Below are 13,877 nucleotides of genomic sequence, written 5' to 3'. Positions count from 1 at the left end.
CGTTGGATGCCTTGGCGTACGCGCTCAGAAGCACTCGACGCCGCCCTGCATGCCTGCCAGCACGCCGATGCAGTTGCCGGAGCGCGCGGGCGCCGCCGCCACCGTGCGGGTCTTGACCACGGTGCGGGTCTCGGTCTTGGTAACCACCTTGGGCGGTGCCTCGGGCGTCTTGCCCAGCAGCGTGCCTTTGGTGGCGCCGCCGGTATTGATGTCGGCCACGTCCATCTGGTTGCGCAGCACCAGCGAGAGGGTGCCCACGCTGCGGGCCACGTCCAGCTTCTCGGCCTGGTCGGGCGTGACTTCCAGCGTCACTGCATTGACCACCTTGGGCTGGGTGTCGTCGCGGCTGACCTGCTGCGCTACCGCCAGCACCAGGATCTTCTCAAGCACGATCTTCGAGATGCTGCCGCCCTGGGTGCTCTTGGCTTCGTCGTTGGTATTGACGATCACGTCGACGTAGTTGCCGGGCAGCGCGAAGCCGGCCACGCCCACGACGTCGTTGACGCGCACGGTGATGGCGCGCTTGCCATCATTGATCACCGCCGACAGGCCACCCTTGGTCCCCACCGGCGCCAGCTTGGCGTCGAGGATGGGTTCGCCGCGCTGCAGGCTGGTACGTACCACACGGCCTTCCAGCATCTTGAGGTCTTCGAAGGTACCCGGCGGCACGCTGCCGGCCGGCCAGTTGACGAGGCGCAACTGGCTGCCGTTGAGCGGCTGCCCCAGATTCAGGTCGTTGGCGGCGACGACCACTTGCTTGACCGAGCCGGATGACTGCTGGACCAGCCATCGCGACGCCGACACCACCGCCGCCACGCCGGCGACGAGGGCAATCAGCAGCATCAGGATTGCACGTGTGTTCTTCATGATGACTCTCCCCCTACAGTTGTCTGAATACCCGGTGTACAGTTCAGCTTGCGGCGCGGTGGTCGCCAGCCCATCGATGGATGGCGCCATGTGCCGGCACGGCATCGGCCACGGTGCGCAGCCCGTAGTAGCTCTGCCAGGCAGACAGCAGGCCTGCCTCGGTCACTTGCGGGGCGTGGCCGTGGTAGCGCACGCCCGAATGCACCAGCTGCAGCAGGTCGCGCGGGATGCAGGCCAGCAGTGGCGTGTCGCTGGCGTAGTGCAGGCTGTCCACCAGGAAGTCGAACATCGCGTCCGTGCTGGTCATCCCGAATTCCGCGGCGGTGCGCTGGTAAACCTCGCGGTAATCGTCCACCGACAGCGGACCCACGTAGAGCTTGCTGCCCAGCCGGCGCAGGAAGGCATCGTCCTCGAGCGCCGACGGTTCGAGATTGGTCGAGAACACCGGCCAGACATCGAACGGCACCGAAAAGCGCACCCCGGTCTGCAGTGTGAACATGTCGATGCCGCGGTCCAGCGGCACGATCCAGCGGTTCAGCAGATCGCTGACGCCGACCATCTGCCGGCCCAGATCGTCGACGATGTAGATGCCGTTGTTGGCCTTCATGTGCGGCGGTGCCTGGTAAAAGCCGGCGGCCTGGTCATGACGCAGGTCCAGCATGGATAACGTCAGTTCGCCGCCTGACAGCACCACCGGGCGATGGCACAGGACCCAGCGGCGGTCCAGCGAGCGGCGCGCAAGCGATGCCTCGCTGTCGTCGAAGGGCACATGGACCAGCGGGTCGAAGACCTGGATGATCTCGCCGGCCACGGTGATGGCATGCGGCACCGGCACCGCGCCAGGCAGCAAGGTGCCCAGCCGTTGTGCAAGGTAGGTCTTGCCGCTGCCAGCCGGGCCGTAGATCATGAGGGCACGGCAGGTGTTCAAGGCCATGCCGATCGCGTCGAGCAAATGGACGGGGATGACCAGGTCATGAAACGCCGCGGTGACGTCGGCCTTGGTCACGGCGGCATGGCTGACCGAGTGGCGCTTGACGGCATCCAGGTAGGCATCCAGCGTGACCGGTGCCGCGCCCACGTAGGCGCAGCGCGCCGACGCTTCGGCCGCGCGAGCATAGCCGGCATCGGTGAGACGGAAGCGTACGTCCAGGTCGCTGGAGCCACGGTGCGCGATTTCCAGCAAGCGCTCCCGCACGGCCACGGCGGCAATCTCATTGACGACCAGCGCCGGCAGCTTGAGCGTGTCGGTCAGCACCGCCAGCATGACCGTCCGGTGCTGGTAGGCGGCCTTCATCAGCAGGCCAAGCAACTGCGCGATGTCCAGCCCGGTATCGGCTATGGTGCGCGGCAGTACATGCCACGGCGGCAGCGGCAGCATGCCGTGTTCGGCATGGACGCCCCTGGTGCTCGTGACCGGCTCGAGCAGCCGCGGTGCGTGCCCTGTGTCGTGTTGCTCGTTCATTGCCGTCCCCCTGAACTTTTGTTGCATCTCGTCAAGATCCGCCTTGGCCAGAGCCAGATGGTCCTGTGCTCGTCAGACACTCATGAACAACATTCCTACCGTGCCGGCTGCAATGGCGACGCCGTAGGGCAGGGTGCCTACGGAAGGCATCCCGCGGCCAGTCCTGACCACGCCGGTGACGCTCTCGAAGAGCTGGCGGCCCTGCCCGGACCGGATTGCGGCCGCGATGCCCCACAGGCCGCCCAGCACGAAGGTTGCCAAGGTAATGCGCAAGGCCATTCCCGCGCCCAGCCAGGCGCCGACCGCGGCAATCAGCTTCACGTCGCCGGCGGCCATGCCACGCAGCAGATAGAAAGGCAGGAACAGAAAGAAGCCGGTAAGCCAGCCAAGTGCCCACGTCCAGGTTCCAGCCTGGAATCCGTGCAGGCAGATCTGGACCGGCCAAGCCAGCAGCCAGGCGCCGAACGTGAGCCAGTTGGGAATGCGCCGCCACTGGATGTCGGTCGCCGCGGCCGTCAGGACCAGCGCAATGACGCATGGTCCAACCAGCGGCGCCAGGGGGTTGAATTCGGTGGACATGATTTGTTCCGGCTGCTCGGTTTCTCAGGGCATGGCCCGGGCGACGGTGTCGTACAAGTCGCCGACCTTCTGTCCGAGCACCATGACCGATGAAATGATCACCAGTGCGATCAACATGGCGATGAGCGCGTACTCGATAGATGTCACACCGCGCTCCGCCCGAATGAATGCGACCACGCCTTCAGCCTGCTTGAACATGACATCTCTCCGGTAAGCGCGCGCGAGCGGCATCTTGTTGCCTGAAGGCCGCTCGCACGCACGGGCACAACGATTACAGCGCGCTCTGAATCTTGTCGAAGACGGTGCTGAGCTTGGTGCCGACAAGCGTGGCGCCGGCAATGATCATGAGCGCGATCAGTGCTGCGATCAGGCCATACTCGATTGCCGTGACGCCATCTTCTTCAAGGATGAAACGCTTGGTGTTGTCGAAGAGCTTTTGCATGATGATCTCCTTCAGGTAAGGACATTGCTGCTACGGGTGGAAAAAGCTGTGCGGACGCCGGATGCAAGGCGGACCGCAGGTGGCGCACTCATGGAACGGCCATTGGCCGCCGCGGACCTGCTTGCGCATCTGCCTGGCAGCGCGGCGTGGCTGGGCCGAAGAGAGGACCCTGCACGGGATTCCCTGCTGCCCAGCGGCGCCGATTCTTGCCAGGACGGGCATCACCGAGCGCGATGCGATGGCTTCGCGACGGTGGATGTGCCAGGCAGGTTTCCGATCTGCTTGCATGTCTGTTGGAGGCTTCCGTTCACTGTTGCGGGGCGGTCTCCGCTGACCGTCATCGGCCAGCGCGCCATTCGTGATGCCTGCCCGGCAAGGCCAGCGCCGGGCCGGGTCATCATGCCAACGCAAAACGTGGGCCACCTGTGCAAGGCGCTTGTTTTACAAGGCATTCTCGCCAGTCGAGGCCGCGGCTTGCCGCGTCGCGGTCCGTCGGGCACGGCCGGCGTTTCTCAGGCGAATCGTGCTTATTTCCTGGATCCTTGCCGCCGCGCGCGCGAAACACTCTGCATTGCTGCCGGCCTGAGCCAAAGGGATGAGCGGCTGCCGGTGGGGCACAGTACTTTTGGTTGAAGCGCGGCGCCGCGTCGCAACCCAGCCGCCAAAAGGATGGTCTGCGGTGCGGCACGTTCCCCGGCTGTCCGCGTTTCATTCAAGAAACGAAGGGATTGCGCTAAAGCGGGCTGGTTGCCCGGTCCTGCCGGCGGCATGCGGGGGGCGGCGGCAAAGTGGGCGCCATGGCTGCGCGCTGTTCAGTTTAGAAACGCTTTCTGCAAGCGCCACAGTGCGCATTTACGCTGCCGGGATTGTGCTTGTTTAATGACGCCCGAGCGATAAGAATGAAACGGAACTGCGGGGCCTGACCCTGGCATGTACGAAGAAGAAATCGGGCATGTGCGATGCCGCGGAACAGATTGACGGATGGGGGAGCGATGAGCCTGGACCATAGCTCGGCGGTAGTGCCGAGATCAGTGATCTCCAGACACTGGCTGGACCTGGATCGGCTGCGGGTCTACAGCATAGCCATGCTGCTTATCTATGGTGTGCTGATGGTGTTGTGGGCCTGGGAAACGAAGGGTTTCACCTCCGACAGGGTGGTGCGCCCCGGGGCAGACTATTCCGTCTTCTGGAGTGCGTCATACCTGGCGCTGCAAGGCGAGGCGGCCAGGGTCTATGACTACGCCTCGCTTCAGCCTGTGATCATGGCCTTCGGCTCGGTAAGGGGGGACGAACACTTCTTTCTGCCATGGCTCTATCCGCCGACGTTTCTGCTGTTTGTCTTGCCGCTGTCGTTGCTGCCGTTCGCATTGAGCTATTTGTTCTTCACGGCCGGAACGGCAGTCATGTATATGGCCGCTATTGTCAGGATCCTGGACATGCGTGCCGTGCCTCGGCACGTGGTGCTGCTGCCCGTGGTGGCATTTTCCGGCGGCCTTGAGGCTGCCATGATCGGGCAGAACTCACTTCTGACGGCCGGGATTGCAGCATGGTCACTTATCCACCTGAGAAGCCGTCCCGTGCTTGCCGGGATCCTGGTTGGATTGCTGAGCGTAAAGCCACAGCTTGCTGTGGTGCTCCCTTTGGCAATGCTGGCAGACCGCGCATGGAAAGCATTCTTTATTGCCGCTGCAACCGCAGTTGTGATGGCTGCCAGCAGTGTCGGTCTGTTCGGGTGGGAGGCCGTCTCAGCTTTCCTTGAAAACAGCAGCCTTGTTCGGGAGCAATTGCTGGATCAGGGGCGGAAGGGGTGGTACTCCAGCCCGACAGTATTTGCCATGATGCGCCTCGGCGGTGCTCCCGTGGCGGCAGCGTATGGCGCGCAGGCCGTGTGCGCATTGTTCGCCATCGTTGCGTTGCTCAAAGTTTGGAGGAGCCAGACTTCGATAGAGCTGCGCATCGCGGCGGCGGCGACTGCCACTCTGCTGGTAAGTCCATACCTGTGGTACTACGAACTGACCTGGCTGGGCATTGCTATTGCCGGGATCACGGCCGACGGCATGCGGCGTGGTTGGAACAAGGGCGAGCGAGAACTGATGGTCGCGGCCTGGCTTTTGCCCTTCTTGTTAGGCGTCAATCGCGTGACGGAGCTACCGCATGCTGGGTCGGTTGTGACGATGCTGTTGATGGCGGCAATTCTTCGCAGAACTCGGAGCGGAACGAGTTCGACTGGCGCGCAATAGAGCGCTTTAGGCGCTGGATCATGGACTGTGCTCCGGCGGGAAAATGACTAGTAGTCAGGCGTATGCGGCCTATCCACTTTGAGTGGTCTGCTGGAAAATAATAGAACCGCAGAGGCGCAATTATCGCGGTGTGCGCACAAGCCACGCCGCCTCGGGAGGGGATCATGTCGGGTCCATACGATGTCAAGCTGCTTTCTCTGGTTGTGCCCTGCTACAACGAATCAGAAGGCATCGAGAACTTCTTCGACTGTGTCATTCCAGTGCTCGAGTCCATCGATGCACTCCGCTTCGAGATTGTGCTGGTCAATGACGGCAGCTCGGACGATACGCTGGACAAGCTCATTACCTTTTCGCGCCAGGACGCGCGTGTGCGGGTCGTGGACCTGACGCGGAATTTCGGCAAGGAAGCGGCCCTCACGGCCGGTCTCGATGAAGCTTTGGGCGATGCAGTGATTCCCATAGACGCCGACTTGCAGGACCCGCCCTCGCTGATCCCGGAACTGGTCATGCGCTGGCGTGAAGGGGCGGAGGTGGTGCTCGCGCAACGCCGTAGCCGTGCGTGCGATTCATGGCTGAAGCGTGTGACCGCGGACGCCTACTACCGCGTCCATAACAAACTGTCCGACCAGAAGCTGCCGGTGAATGTAGGGGATTTCCGCCTCATGGACCGAGTGGTGATCAACGCGCTCAAGCAGATGCCTGAACGACGCCGCTTCATGAAAGGCTTATTTGCATGGGTGGGGTTCAGTACGGTGGTTGTTCCGTACGAGCGCGAGCCGCGCATTGCGGGGGAGTCGAAATTCTCCGGGTGGCGCCTCTGGAACCTCGCGCTGGAGGGGATTACCAGCTTCAGCACCATACCCCTCAGGAGTTGGACCTATCTTGGCTCCGCGATTGCCTTCCTGGCCTTCCTGTACGGAACATTCATCGTGCTGCGTACGATGGTACTCGGGGTGGATGTCCCAGGCTATGCCTCCGTGCTGTCTCTGCTGCTGTTCTTTGGCGGGGTGCAACTGATCGGCCTGGGCGTGGTGGGCGAGTACATCGGACGTATCTATGACGAGGCGAAGGGACGTCCGATCTACTTGATTAAGCGCCGGTACCAGGAGACCCGCCCGCAGGGTGGTGTATCGGGCGGCAGGAAGGTAGTCCGGCTTGCCAGTGCGAAGCGTGGATAAGCTGAATGACACGGGATGTCGACCATGGACAAAGCTGAATTCGGCAGGTACTCGGACGAGCATACGGCCTTGCACGCCGTGGATATCGCTGCGGCAGAGGAGTCGCCGTCGTTCTTCGCAAGCTATCAGATCGCTGACGTCCTGCAATTGGTCGAGCGACGGCATACCAGGCGCGCCCATAGCACCAGTCTGCTGACCGCGCATCTTCGCGAGAGTATCCGCCAAGATACGCAACTACCTTGCCCGAGTCGGCTTGCTGTTCAACACGCTCCAAGCCAAACGTCGTCAGACAATGGCTCGAAAGCGGGAAGTGTCATGGTCACGCTGAATCTGATTGTGCCTTGCTTCAATGAAGAGGTAGTACTGCCAGAGACGGGAAGGCGATTGCTGATGCTGATGGACCGGCTGGCAGAGGAACAGATGGTGCAAGCGGACAGCACCATTACTTTCATTGACGATGGCTCCCAGGACCGAACTTGGGCCATCATCGAGGCCTTGAACGCGCGGGACGCGCGGGTGCGCGGCATCAAACTGTCACGCAACCGGGGGCACCAGAACGCATTGCTTGCCGGGTTGCTCACTGCTCCCGGTGACGTGCTGTTGAGCCTTGACGCCGATCTGCAAGATGATCTCGACGCCATACCGGCGATGCTGAAGGCGCATTGCGAAGGGGCAGAGATTGTGTTCGGCGTGCGTTCGCGACGTGATACTGACACGCTTTTTAAGCGCATCACAGCGCAGGGCTACTATCGATTGCTGCGCCACTTTGGTGTGGACGTGCTCCCAGATCATGCTGACTTTCGGTTGATGAGCCGGCGCGCACTGGAGGCGTTGCGGGATTTTCGAGAGGTCAACCTGTTTCTGCGAGGCATCATTCCACTGCTAGGCTTTCGCACAGCCATCGTCGAGTATGAGCGGCTTGCCCGCTTTGCCGGAACCAGCAAATATCCACTGAACAAGATGGTATGTCTGGCATGCGATGGCATTGCATCATTCTCATCGAAGCCTTTGCTATGGAGCACCCACGTCGGCGCCACTCTCGCAGGGTTTTCTCTGGCAGTTGGGATTTGGGCCCTGTTTGTCCGACTATTCACAAACACGGCGGTGCCGGGTTGGACATCGACGGTGGTTCCCATGTACTTCCTCGGTGGGCTGCAGATGCTCTTCCTGGGCGTCATTGGCGGATACGTATCAAAGATCTACTCGGAAACTAAGCAACGGCCGAGATTCATCATCGAGAAGACCCTGTAGTCGCAAGTAGTGAGTCCACGAGGATGCCATGAGCGAGATCTCGGTCAGTTCAAACTCCATCAGATCCTCCGGCGTGGACTGGAAACTGACTGCATTCCGCGCGCTGTTTGTCGGAGTGGTCATGTATGCGGGCCTGATGATTTGGCTCGCGCCTCATCCGCCGATGATTGATCTGCCGCAGCATGCGGGGCAGGTCGCGGCGCTGCATGATCTGCTGACCGGCGAATCGCCTTGGGAGGATGTCTTCAGCATCAACCTGTTCACCCCCTACCTTGCAGGCTACGGCCTGGCATTGCTGTTGTCGTTTGTCATGCCGGTCGCAGCAGCGCTGAAATTGCTGATTACGATCGCTTTTTACGCCTTCGTCTTCCTGTGTGTGTGTTTACGCAGGCAGTTCGGGGCCGACAAGCGGCTTGACTGGCTCTACGTGCCGGGCTTTTTCGGGTTCGCCTATACCTGGGGGTTTGTCACCTTCCTGGTGGCGGCACCAGTCGGGCTCCTGGCAATACTGCTGGCATACCGATACGCCGATTCGCCCACGTACAAGACTGGCAAGCGATTGTTCGTGGTCAGCGTTGTCCTGTTTTTCTCACATGGCCTGACTTTCCTGTTTGCCAGCGCCATTGGCGTTGCATTTCTCGTCTGCAAGTTGAAGCGGGTGGAACGCGTGTTCATGGCCTCTCTGCCCTATGGCCTGGTAGGGGTGGTGTGCCTGCTTTATGTGTGGCATATCCGGAGCATTGAGGTGGAATATGTCTACTCGTCGCCTGAGGTGATATGGGGATGGGACATGAGGCGGTTGCTTCTGTTCTTCCTTGCGCCCTGGGGCGGGTGGTGGGAGGACAGATTCTTTCTGATAGGCGGTTTGCTGATGCTCAGTGTGCCCTGGTGCTTGGGCGCGCGCGTCAATGCTCGGGAGCCAGCTGCTTGCATTCCAATGCTTGTTGCACTGGCGGTATGGATATTCGTGCCACATCACGCAGGTAGAACTACATTCCTCTATGAGCGTTTTGCATTGTTCATTCTGCCGTTCTATGCGCTGATGTTCAATCATCCACAGGCCGCAGCAAGGTATAGACCGGCCGTGCTGCGCCGGCCGATGATGTGTCAAGCCTTGCTTGCTCTGGCCTGTGTGGCGTATCTGGGCACACAGACGGCGCGCATTGTGGGTTTTGCAGCGGAAAGCAAAGATTTTGATGTGCTGCTGGGCGCCGCAGAGCCCGGGAAGAAGGCGCTTATGCTGATTTTCGATGCGAACAGCACCGCAGCTGGTAATCGTGGTGCCTACCTGCATTTCCCTGCCTGGTATCAGGCAGAAAGAAGGGGCTTAGTCGATTTCAGCTTTGCATGGTTTCCACCGCAAGTTGTCCGGTATCGGCCCAGCCGGCTTCCTGCGGTAAGTCCATCCAACCCGCGCGAATTTACTTGGACAAGAAATCGGGGGCAGGAGTATCGCTACTACTTTGTTCGTCACACGGAGCCACTGTCGACGACGTTGTTTGAGAATACCCGCTGTCAGGTTTCGCTGCTTAAATCGGTGGGTGTGTGGTCCCTGTATGAGAACACCGGATGTCAATAGATGCCGGTTGTTTTGCCTGGCGAAGTCTTAACTTTATCGTTTCGGCTGGCCGCAGTCTGGTGTCATAAATCATGCATTCTCCAAAAAAAATCTGTTGGTGTCAGCAATCGATTGAGTCTGGTTATCGATAATTTGAGTGAGCAGAATATTTCATTATTATGAATAAAGTTAACATTTCGCACAAATACGACGAAGTTTTTTATCGTTACCAACGTGAAGGGGCTATCCAGTCGGCTCGCAATGTACTGCCTGTTATTAATGCCGAGCTGTCTCCGGAAAGCGTGGTCGATATCGGTTGTGGCGCAGGTGCGTGGCTGAATATACATAGTAAGCTTGGTGTCTCCGAAATTATCGGAATAGATGGGGGCTATGTTGATCGATCTGTTTTGCTGTTCGATCATTGTAATTTTATCCCAATGGATATTTCTCAGCCGTTTGATATTGGCAGAGATTTCGACCTAGTTCAATGCCTGGAGGTTGCAGAGCATTTGCCTTTGGAAAGTAGTGAGGTTCTGGTTGATAACCTGGTGCGCCATGGGAAAAGGATTTTATTTTCCGCGGCGGTGCCGGGGCAGGGTGGGGAGAATCACATAAATGAACAAGGGTATGATTATTGGCGTGATCTGTTCGCGAAGCGGGAATATTATCTATTCGACTTTATCAGGCCTCGCGTTGCTGCGAACAGCGCGGTGGAGCCGTGGTACCGATATAACATGTTGTTCTTTGTTCATGCCAGTGAGATCGAGGGGCTCCCTTCTTCGGTGAGAGCTTGCCGAGTTGCGAACGACTGTCATGTGCCAGATATATCTCCTTTATCTTACCAGGTTCGGAAGTTCATTCTGAAGCGGCTCCCGGTGGGCATTAAAACTGGGTTGGCGGTATTAAAGAGTCAGTATGTGGTAAGAAAATTGAGATTCCATGCGGATGGATCATGAAGGCACTTATTTACTTTCCACCACTAGTCGGCGCGATTCTTGCGGCAATGGGTCAGGTGGCATTTAAATTCGGTGCCACCGGCAAGAATTATTTATCGGACTACTTGAATGGTTGGATTTTATTTGGCCTACTTTGTTATGGTGCGGGTACCGCGCTCTGGATTTTTTCTCTCAGTAGGGCCAACTTGACGGCCGTTTACCCGTTTACGGCGCTCACCTTCATTCTTGTTTATCTTGTAGGTGTTTTCGCGCTCGGCGAGCCAACATCACCACTGCAACTATTCGGGGTGGCAATTATCTTGATTGGCCTTTATATCGTAACGGCAAATTGAAACCATGGCGCGCATTTATTTGGCATCGTCTCCCTGTGCAAAGTAAGGCTTCGTCCAGGAATTGTGATTTTGGGTCGCCGGAGCGCAGCGTCTTCGCCTGGCTCACTGCCCTCGGAAGCTTCGCATCCGTTTCGAGCCTCGAATCGACGCTCACGTTGTGCTGCCCACCATTGCACGCGCCGTTATCTTCTCTCGATTCGTTGAACGTTTTTACCAGCTGGTCCTAGCGATACGTCCACCAGCGGTGCAGAGCAAAGGTGCTAGGCGGAACCAATAGCAGGATCCAGGCAAGTCCGATCCAGTAGGTGGCGCCGAGTCTTTGCACCGTCCAGGAAATCGAGATCGTTAGCATCATCCCCAAAAACGATACGGAGAGAAAGCGCACGAAGTTGCCGCAGTGTGGGCGCGACGAGAAGCTCCACAAGGTGTTGAGAAGATAGGAACAGGCCGTCGCGCACAGGAAGGCCACGCAGTTTGCCGTGACCGGCGAGGTCGCCAGCGTGGTCACCAGCGTGGCGGTGATGGCGACATGCACGCCGGTCGAGGTGGCGCCTGATACTGCGAATCGCGTGAATCTGCGAAGTTCGGGCGCGCTGCTGGCGGGGTTCACGATGTGCGCAGGATGGCCATTAGCGAAATACCGAACGGCAGCGATCGGCGCGCCAGCCAGTGGCGTTCCGTGCTGAACAGGCGGTGCAAGGCGTGGTTGAGCGGCCGGGGCGGAAGCCCCGCTCCGGTGGCCTTCTGGTTGCCGCTCAGCCGGTCGCTGACGCGCGCGGCCACCGCAAGCGGGAACAGCACCGTGTTGAAGTACGACACCCGTTCCACGTGCATGCCGCACCGGTTGGCCAGAGCATGCAGCGACCGCTTGCTATAGCGGCGCTGGTGATGCAGGAAGACGTCGTGCGCGCTCCAAAGCCACTGGTAAGCAGGCACGGTGAGGAATACCGCTCCCCCGGCCTTCAGCAGCCTTGCCGCGCAGTCCAGCGAGCCGGCGTCGTCGGCAATGTGCTCCAGGCAGTCGAGCAGGCAGACCAGGTCGAAGCTGTGCTCAGGAAACGGCATATCGTCGGGGCACCTGCCGCTGCGTATGTCGTACGCGTCCAACGTTTTCTCGCGCGCCAGCCGCAGGGCGGTGCCGTCCATTTCCACGGCACTGATCTTGCCGAACTGAGACAGCATCGCTAGGTTGCCTCCTGTGCCCGCGCCGATTTCCAGGATGGACGCGTCGCGCGGCAACGCCAGGCCGGACAGGATGGTGGCGACGATTTCGCGCCGGCCCCGGAACCACCAGTGAGTGGCTTCGGTCTCGGCCATTTCGAGATAGGCATCAGGTGACATCGGTCGGTTCCTCCGCGATGGATCGGCTAGCCCTGCACGCAGATCAACCCCAGATCCCCCTTCTTCACCTGCAGCTTGTAATCCCGCATCAGCCTGAACAACGTCACCCGCGAAATCCCCAACTCCGCCGCCACATCAATCAACCGTTCATGGTTCCGCTGCAGCGCCTCGACGATCGCGTCCTGCTCGGCCGCTTCGCGGATGGCCGCAAGCGTGAGCGGGCGCTCGTCGGCGGGGGTGGTCAGCTCCAGGTCGTCGGGCTGGATCACGCCGTCTTCGCACATGGCGGCGGCGTGGCGGATGCGGTTGATCAGCTCGCGCACATTGCCGGGCCAGTTATGCTGCTGGATCGCGCGCAGCGCCATCGGCGAGAAGCCGCGGATGCGCGCGGGCGATTGCTTGCGCACGTTTTCCAGCACATGTTCGGCGATCAGCAGGATATCGCTGCCGCGTTCGCGCAGCGGTGGCTGGCGCACGCGCAGCACGCACAGCCGGTGGTAGAGGTCGCCGCGGAAGCGTTCGGCGGCGATCGCGGCTTCCAGGTCGACGTGGGTGGCGGAGATGATGCGCACATCCACCTCCACCGATTCCGTGCCGCCCAGCCGCTCGATGCGGCCGGTTTCGAGGAAGCGCAGCAGGCTGGTCTGGCTTTCGATCGGCATGTCGCCGATTTCATCCAGGAACAGGGTGCCGCCCTGTGCCATCTCGATGCGGCCGGGCTTGCGCTTGGTCGCGCCGGTGAAGGCACCGCGCTCATAGCCGAACAGCTCTGACATCAGCAGCGTGGGCGGGATGGCGGCGCAGTTGACCGCGACGAAGGGGCGCGAGGCCCGCTCCGAGGCGCGGTGGATGGCATGAGCAGCGAGTTCCTTGCCGGTGCCAGACTCGCCGGAGATCAGCACGGGCGTGTCCCAGCGCGACACCTTCTCGATACCGCGGAAGAGCGATTGCATGGCCGGGCAGCTGCCGATCATGCCGTCCGGGCGTGCCATGCCGGGGCGGGCATGCTGCGCGCCCGGGCGCAGTTGCGCCATGCCGAGCGCGTGGCCGAGCGATTCCGCCAGGCGATGGTGCTCGATCGGTGCGGTGTAGTAGTCGACGAAGTACAGGCCCAGCAACCGGCGTGCGGATTCGGTCAGGGACTCCTGACCGGCGATGATGCTGATCCAGCCGATATGCGGCAGCGAAAGCCAGGGCTCGAACGATTCCAGGTCGGCGTCGCTGAAGCCGCCTTGCAGGTCGAGCATCGCGGCAAGCGGCTGGTTACCCGGTGGCAGCGCGTGGAGGTCTTGCAGGTTAGAGGCGAAGCTGATCTTCCAGCCACGCTGTGCGAGCATTCTGCAGAGCATGGCATCGTGGTGCTGCGATAGGTACAGCAGCGGGCGGTTGGTGTACGCGCTCATAGAATTTCCCCGGATCTTTTGTTTTTACAAAGCCGGCGGCCTGCTGTCGCGGGTCGCTGGTTTCGTTGGCGCTAAGGCTTGCGCCTGCCGCAACATGTCAATGCCGCAGCCTGGCGCTCTCCCAAAATTGCTGCCCGCTGCGTTGCGCGGGTCGGTGGGCCCGTTTTCGCCGCCGCCGCGACCTCACCTCCCTGGTATCGGTCACGGCGGCTGCCGCTTCGCTTTGCCTGCAAGGCAGACTTTGCTTCACCCCATTTCTTGTCCGGAT

Annotated in this window: 14 protein-coding genes; 6 read left to right on the top strand and 8 right to left on the bottom strand. The window is 60.5% G+C overall.

The genetic code is table 11. From position 1 onward, the window contains the following. Positions 1-24: 24 nt before the first annotated feature. The 5 genes from cpaB to A3A5_RS0121100 form a co-directional block, all read right to left on the bottom strand. Positions 25-867, bottom strand: coding sequence for a Flp pilus assembly protein CpaB (gene cpaB / locus A3A5_RS0121120; RefSeq protein WP_018312512.1), 843 nt, complete (start codon positions 865-867; stop codon positions 25-27). 43 nt (positions 868-910) lie between these two features. Next, a complete protein-coding gene (locus A3A5_RS0121115) occupies positions 911-2,329 on the bottom strand; it encodes an ATP-binding protein (RefSeq protein WP_018312511.1) in 1,419 nt (472 codons plus the stop codon). 72 nt (positions 2,330-2,401) lie between these two features. Then, a complete protein-coding gene (locus A3A5_RS0121110) occupies positions 2,402-2,908 on the bottom strand; it encodes a prepilin peptidase (RefSeq protein ID WP_018312510.1) in 507 nt (168 codons plus the stop codon). Between the two features lie 24 nt (positions 2,909-2,932). After that, a complete protein-coding gene (locus tag A3A5_RS0121105; protein ID WP_018312509.1) occupies positions 2,933-3,106 on the bottom strand; it encodes a Flp family type IVb pilin in 174 nt (57 codons plus the stop codon). Between the two features lie 73 nt (positions 3,107-3,179). Further along, positions 3,180-3,350 (bottom strand): Flp family type IVb pilin, encoded by a 171-nt coding sequence (locus A3A5_RS0121100; RefSeq protein ID WP_018312508.1) that lies wholly within the window; start codon positions 3,348-3,350, stop codon positions 3,180-3,182. Positions 3,351-4,342: 992 nt separating this feature from the next. Between A3A5_RS0121100 and A3A5_RS0121095 the strand changes: the two genes are divergently transcribed. The 6 genes from A3A5_RS0121095 (at position 4,343) to A3A5_RS0121075 (ending at position 10,865) form a co-directional block, all read left to right on the top strand. Then, a complete protein-coding gene (locus A3A5_RS0121095) occupies positions 4,343-5,590 on the top strand; it encodes a glycosyltransferase family 87 protein (RefSeq protein ID WP_018312507.1) in 1,248 nt (415 codons plus the stop codon). Between the two features lie 164 nt (positions 5,591-5,754). Further along, positions 5,755-6,768 (top strand): glycosyltransferase family 2 protein, encoded by a 1,014-nt coding sequence (locus A3A5_RS0121090; protein WP_018312506.1) that lies wholly within the window; start codon positions 5,755-5,757, stop codon positions 6,766-6,768. Positions 6,769-6,792: 24 nt separating this feature from the next. Then, positions 6,793-8,019, top strand: coding sequence for a glycosyltransferase family 2 protein (locus tag A3A5_RS0121085; protein ID WP_232431415.1), 1,227 nt, complete (start codon positions 6,793-6,795; stop codon positions 8,017-8,019). Between the two features lie 28 nt (positions 8,020-8,047). Continuing rightward, positions 8,048-9,598, top strand: a complete 1,551-nt coding sequence (locus A3A5_RS0121080) for a hypothetical protein (RefSeq protein WP_018312504.1) — start codon at positions 8,048-8,050, stop codon at positions 9,596-9,598. Between the two features lie 158 nt (positions 9,599-9,756). Then, the gene (locus A3A5_RS41970) at positions 9,757-10,533 is read left to right on the top strand and encodes a methyltransferase domain-containing protein (RefSeq protein WP_081623957.1); all 777 of its coding nucleotides are present in this window, start codon (positions 9,757-9,759) and stop codon (positions 10,531-10,533) included. Beyond that, positions 10,530-10,865, top strand: coding sequence for an EamA family transporter (locus tag A3A5_RS0121075; protein WP_018312503.1), 336 nt, complete (start codon positions 10,530-10,532; stop codon positions 10,863-10,865). Before A3A5_RS41970 ends, A3A5_RS0121075 begins: the two co-directional genes overlap by 4 nt. Before the next feature lie 223 nt (positions 10,866-11,088). On the opposite strand, the gene A3A5_RS0121070 is transcribed toward A3A5_RS0121075, so the two are convergent. Genes A3A5_RS0121070 through A3A5_RS0121060 form a run of 3 tightly spaced genes read right to left on the bottom strand, consistent with a single transcriptional unit; the run spans position 11,089 to position 13,609 of the window. Further along, positions 11,089-11,475: a GtrA family protein gene (locus A3A5_RS0121070; protein ID WP_026200975.1), complete on the bottom strand. Its 387-nt coding sequence runs from the start codon at positions 11,473-11,475 to the stop codon at positions 11,089-11,091. Then, a complete protein-coding gene (locus A3A5_RS0121065; RefSeq protein ID WP_018312501.1) occupies positions 11,472-12,206 on the bottom strand; it encodes a bifunctional 2-polyprenyl-6-hydroxyphenol methylase/3-demethylubiquinol 3-O-methyltransferase UbiG in 735 nt (244 codons plus the stop codon). Before A3A5_RS0121065 ends, A3A5_RS0121070 begins: the two co-directional genes overlap by 4 nt. A gap of 26 nt (positions 12,207-12,232) precedes the next feature. Then, positions 12,233-13,609: a sigma-54 dependent transcriptional regulator gene (locus A3A5_RS0121060; RefSeq protein WP_018312500.1), complete on the bottom strand. Its 1,377-nt coding sequence runs from the start codon at positions 13,607-13,609 to the stop codon at positions 12,233-12,235. Between the last annotated feature and the right edge of the window lie 268 nt (positions 13,610-13,877).

The organism is Cupriavidus sp. UYPR2.512, assembly GCF_000379565.1.
Classification (GTDB): Bacteria; Pseudomonadota; Gammaproteobacteria; order Burkholderiales; family Burkholderiaceae; genus Cupriavidus.
Note: the sequence above shows the minus strand (reverse complement) of the source record. Positions and strands in the feature narration are given on the sequence as shown.

Bases quoted from the DNA above. Each gene is read 5' to 3' on its own strand.
- cpaB (WP_018312512.1), bottom strand. From the start codon at position 867: ATGAAGAACACACGTGCAATCCTGATGCTGCTGATTGCCCTCGTCGCC.
- A3A5_RS0121115 (WP_018312511.1), bottom strand. From the start codon at position 2,329: ATGAACGAGCAACACGACACAGGGCACGCACCGCGGCTGCTCGAGCCG.
- A3A5_RS0121110 (WP_018312510.1), bottom strand. From the start codon at position 2,908: ATGTCCACCGAATTCAACCCCCTGGCGCCGCTGGTTGGACCATGCGTC.
- A3A5_RS0121105 (WP_018312509.1), bottom strand. From the start codon at position 3,106: ATGTTCAAGCAGGCTGAAGGCGTGGTCGCATTCATTCGGGCGGAGCGC.
- A3A5_RS0121100 (WP_018312508.1), bottom strand. From the start codon at position 3,350: ATGCAAAAGCTCTTCGACAACACCAAGCGTTTCATCCTTGAAGAAGAT.
- A3A5_RS0121095 (WP_018312507.1), top strand. From the start codon at position 4,343: ATGAGCCTGGACCATAGCTCGGCGGTAGTGCCGAGATCAGTGATCTCC.
- A3A5_RS0121090 (WP_018312506.1), top strand. From the start codon at position 5,755: ATGTCGGGTCCATACGATGTCAAGCTGCTTTCTCTGGTTGTGCCCTGC.
- A3A5_RS0121085 (WP_232431415.1), top strand. From the start codon at position 6,793: ATGGACAAAGCTGAATTCGGCAGGTACTCGGACGAGCATACGGCCTTG.
- A3A5_RS0121080 (WP_018312504.1), top strand. From the start codon at position 8,048: ATGAGCGAGATCTCGGTCAGTTCAAACTCCATCAGATCCTCCGGCGTG.
- A3A5_RS41970 (WP_081623957.1), top strand. From the start codon at position 9,757: ATGAATAAAGTTAACATTTCGCACAAATACGACGAAGTTTTTTATCGT.
- A3A5_RS0121075 (WP_018312503.1), top strand. From the start codon at position 10,530: ATGAAGGCACTTATTTACTTTCCACCACTAGTCGGCGCGATTCTTGCG.
- A3A5_RS0121065 (WP_018312501.1), bottom strand. From the start codon at position 12,206: ATGTCACCTGATGCCTATCTCGAAATGGCCGAGACCGAAGCCACTCAC.
- A3A5_RS0121060 (WP_018312500.1), bottom strand. From the start codon at position 13,609: ATGAGCGCGTACACCAACCGCCCGCTGCTGTACCTATCGCAGCACCAC.